The sequence below is a fragment of the Bradyrhizobium sp. genome (assembly GCF_049798375.1).
Classification (GTDB): Bacteria; Pseudomonadota; Alphaproteobacteria; order Rhizobiales; family Xanthobacteraceae; genus Bradyrhizobium.
On the sequence record NZ_JBARGP010000793.1, the window covers coordinates 1 to 2,895 of the forward strand.

The 2,895-nt window shown below is 64.6% G+C and carries 3 protein-coding genes; 1 reads left to right on the forward strand and 2 read right to left on the reverse strand.

All coding sequences use genetic code 11. From position 1 onward, the window contains the following. A partial coding sequence (locus WA702_RS30230) for an AAA family ATPase (RefSeq protein WP_425114196.1) occupies nt 1-616 on the reverse strand: 616 nt, incomplete at its 3' end. Nucleotides 617-901: 285 nt separating this feature from the next. Here WA702_RS30230 and WA702_RS30235 point away from each other — a divergent pair. After that, entirely contained in the window at nt 902-1,624 is a 723-nt protein-coding gene (locus WA702_RS30235; protein WP_425114197.1) for a DedA family protein, read from the forward strand. Here the strand turns inward: WA702_RS30235 and WA702_RS30240 are convergent. After that, nucleotides 1,576-2,799 (reverse strand): citrate/2-methylcitrate synthase, encoded by a 1,224-nt coding sequence (locus WA702_RS30240; protein ID WP_425114198.1) that lies wholly within the window; start codon nt 2,797-2,799, stop codon nt 1,576-1,578. The two genes, WA702_RS30235 and WA702_RS30240, sit on opposite strands and share 49 nt — an antisense overlap. Nucleotides 2,800-2,895 lie beyond the last annotated feature (96 nt).

The window sequence follows — 2,895 nt, forward strand, 5'->3', positions numbered from 1 at the left end:
GCTGGGTGCCGTGATAGAGGCCCGAGGTGTCGCCGAGACCGATGGTGTTGGCGGTCGAGAATAGCCGGAACGCGGGATGCGGCTTGATCACCTTGTTCTGATCGAGCAGCGTCAGCCGGCCGGAAACCTCGAGAACGCGCTGGATCACGAACATCACGTCCGGGCGGCCGGCGTCATATTCGTCGAACACCAGGGCGATGTTGTGCTGCAGCGCCCAGGGCAGGATCCCGTCGCGGAACTCGGTGACCTGCTTGCCATCCTTGACCACGATCGAGTCCTTGCCGACCAGATCGATACGGCTGATGTGGCTGTCGAGGTTGACGCGCACGCAGGGCCAGTTCAGCCGTGCTGCGACCTGCTCGATATGGGTCGACTTGCCGGTGCCGTGATAGCCGGTGACCATCACGCGGCGGTTCTTGGCGAAGCCGGCCAGGATGGCGAGCGTAGTAGCGCGATCGAAGCGATAGTCGGCATCGACTTCCGGCACATGCGGATCGCTCTCGGAATAGGCCGGCACCTCGAGGTCGCTATCGATCCCGAACACCTGCCGGACAGACACTTTCATGTCGGGCAAACCGGTCATTTCCTGCGCAGTGGTGGTGGCGGCGGTCGTCATTCATCCTCCGAGGTCTCGGGCGATCCCGAAACCAGATTAGCGTGTTGGCTTGCGGTTATGGGGGCTTCACACAGCCTAGCAGAGAGCGCGGGCGGGCAGAAGCCTAAGCCTTCATCAAAGTTCCGTTGATCTTTCATCGACATAGGCATGAAACGCTGTTTTTGAAAGGCTGCCCTGCGGAAAGCGCCACCTTTTTGCCTCACCCTGACCGCGGCAGTGCAGCATGGCACTTCCCGGGAGGGTTACTAGTTATCGTCGGCTGCTCATTCGTGTACTGGAAAGTTCGTGGCCCACCTGATTGATCCCCTCCTTGCCTTCGTCTCCAACCATGCGGCGCTGGCCTACCTCACCATTTTCCTGGCGGCGTTGCTCGAGGCGATCCCGATCGCAGGCTCGGTGATCCCGGGCACGACCATCATCCTGGCCTTGAGCGCACTGGTCCCCGGCGGCGAGCTCAGGCTGCAATGGGTGCTGCTGGCCGCCATCATCGGCGCCGTGCTGGGCGACGGCGGCGCGTACTGGATCGGGCACCGCCAAAAACGCGAGATCCTGACAACCTGGCCGTTCTCGAGCTATCCGCGCTTAGTGGCCCAGAGCGAGGCCTTCTTCCATCGCTTCGGCACGCTGGCGATCTTCTTTGCTCGCTTCGTGGCGCCAATCCGGGCCGTCGTGCCGATCACCGCGGGCGCGCTCGACGTGCCGCCGGTTCGCTTTTACGCCGTGAATATCCCCGCGATCGTGCTCTGGGCCTGCGCCCACGTGCTGCCAGGCGTGTTCGCGGTGGAGCTGATTCACCGCTATGGCAACCTTCCGCATCACAGCCACATCGCCAAGCCGATCTGGATAGCGCTGGTCGTTGTCGGATCGGTGGTGGCCGGGCTCGGACTGCATCTCTATCGGCGGCGGCGTGAGCAGACCCTCATGGCGAAAGCTCTGAACAGGAAGGCCCGCCGCTCCGCCTACAGCGAATCGACCAGACTGCCGCGTCCGGGCGCCGGCCCGACATAACGGGCGCGCGGGCGGATCAGACGGCCGTGCTGCAGCTGCTCGCAGGCATGCGCGATCCAGCCGACCGAGCGGGCCATGGCGAACAGCGCCAGTTCGCTGCCGGCCGGCATGCGAAGTGCGTGCACTAGCACCGCCAGCGCATAGTCGATATTGACGAACTCGCCGGTCGCTTCCGCGATCCGCTCCGGCACCTCGCGGGTGAACTTTCGCGGGGCGCCAGCGCGGGTCAGCGCTTCCAGCAGCGAGATCGCGCGCGGATCGCCGCGCTTGTAGACGCCATGACCGAAGCCGGCAAAACGCTCGCCGAGCGCGACCCGCTCGCGGATCACGGGCGCGACGTCGCGGTCGATCAGATACCGGACCAGTTGCGAGGCCAGCACACCGGCGCCGCCGTGCTTCGGACCCTTCAGGGCCGCGAGCCCCGCAATGATGGAATCGTAGAGATTGAGCTCGGTCGAGGCGGCGCAGCGCACCGTGAAGGTCGAGGCGTTGAGCTCGTGATCCGCCAGCAGCACCAGCGCGCGGCGAATCAGGTCCGGTGCATGTTTGTTATCGGCCGCCCAGACCTTCGCGATCTGCAGATGCAGCGGCTCCGCGGATGATGCCGCATTGAGCATGGTCGCAACCAGCAGGCGCACGATCCGCGCGCCGACCAGTGCGCGGCCATCGGGTGCGCGGGTGTAGGCGCCGGGATCGGCACTCGCGGCCAGCGACAGCACCGCGATCGAGCGCTCGATCGGTGAGGCGCGCCGCGCGGCATCCGCAATGGCCCGCATCTCGTCGGACACCACGGGGCAGTTGCCGCTTGCGAACGGATCGATCGCGGTGACGTCCCACAGCAATGTCGCAGCGTGCTCCAGCGTGTCCTTTTCGGCCAGTTCGACACAGTTGACGCCGCGATAGATCGGCCCGGCTTCGGTGATGGTGGCAACAGCGGAATCCAGCACCGGCAGGTCGGCATCGAAGCTGCGAAAGCCCTTCGGCTCGGGCGCCGGCGCGCGGCGCTCCTTCAACGCACGAACGTCCTCGGCGCGGTAGCGGCGGCTGCGCGAATCCACCGACGGTTCGGAGTGGATCAAGCCGCGGCTGACATACGCGTAAAGCGTTGCCGGCGAGATCGCGAGTTCGGCGGCAGCCTCGCGGGCAGACAGGTAGAGGCCGGTGGAATTTTTCATATTGATTTCTATAATCAAGATTGATCAATCTGTCGAGACGATCGACGTTTACGGCGAGCAACATTTTGACAGGAGATCCGCTGTGAACATCCACGC

Coding starts and splice junctions, on each gene's coding strand:
- WA702_RS30240 (WP_425114198.1), bottom strand. CDS start 2,799: ATGAAAAATTCCACCGGCCTCTACCTGTCTGCCCGCGAGGCTGCCGCC.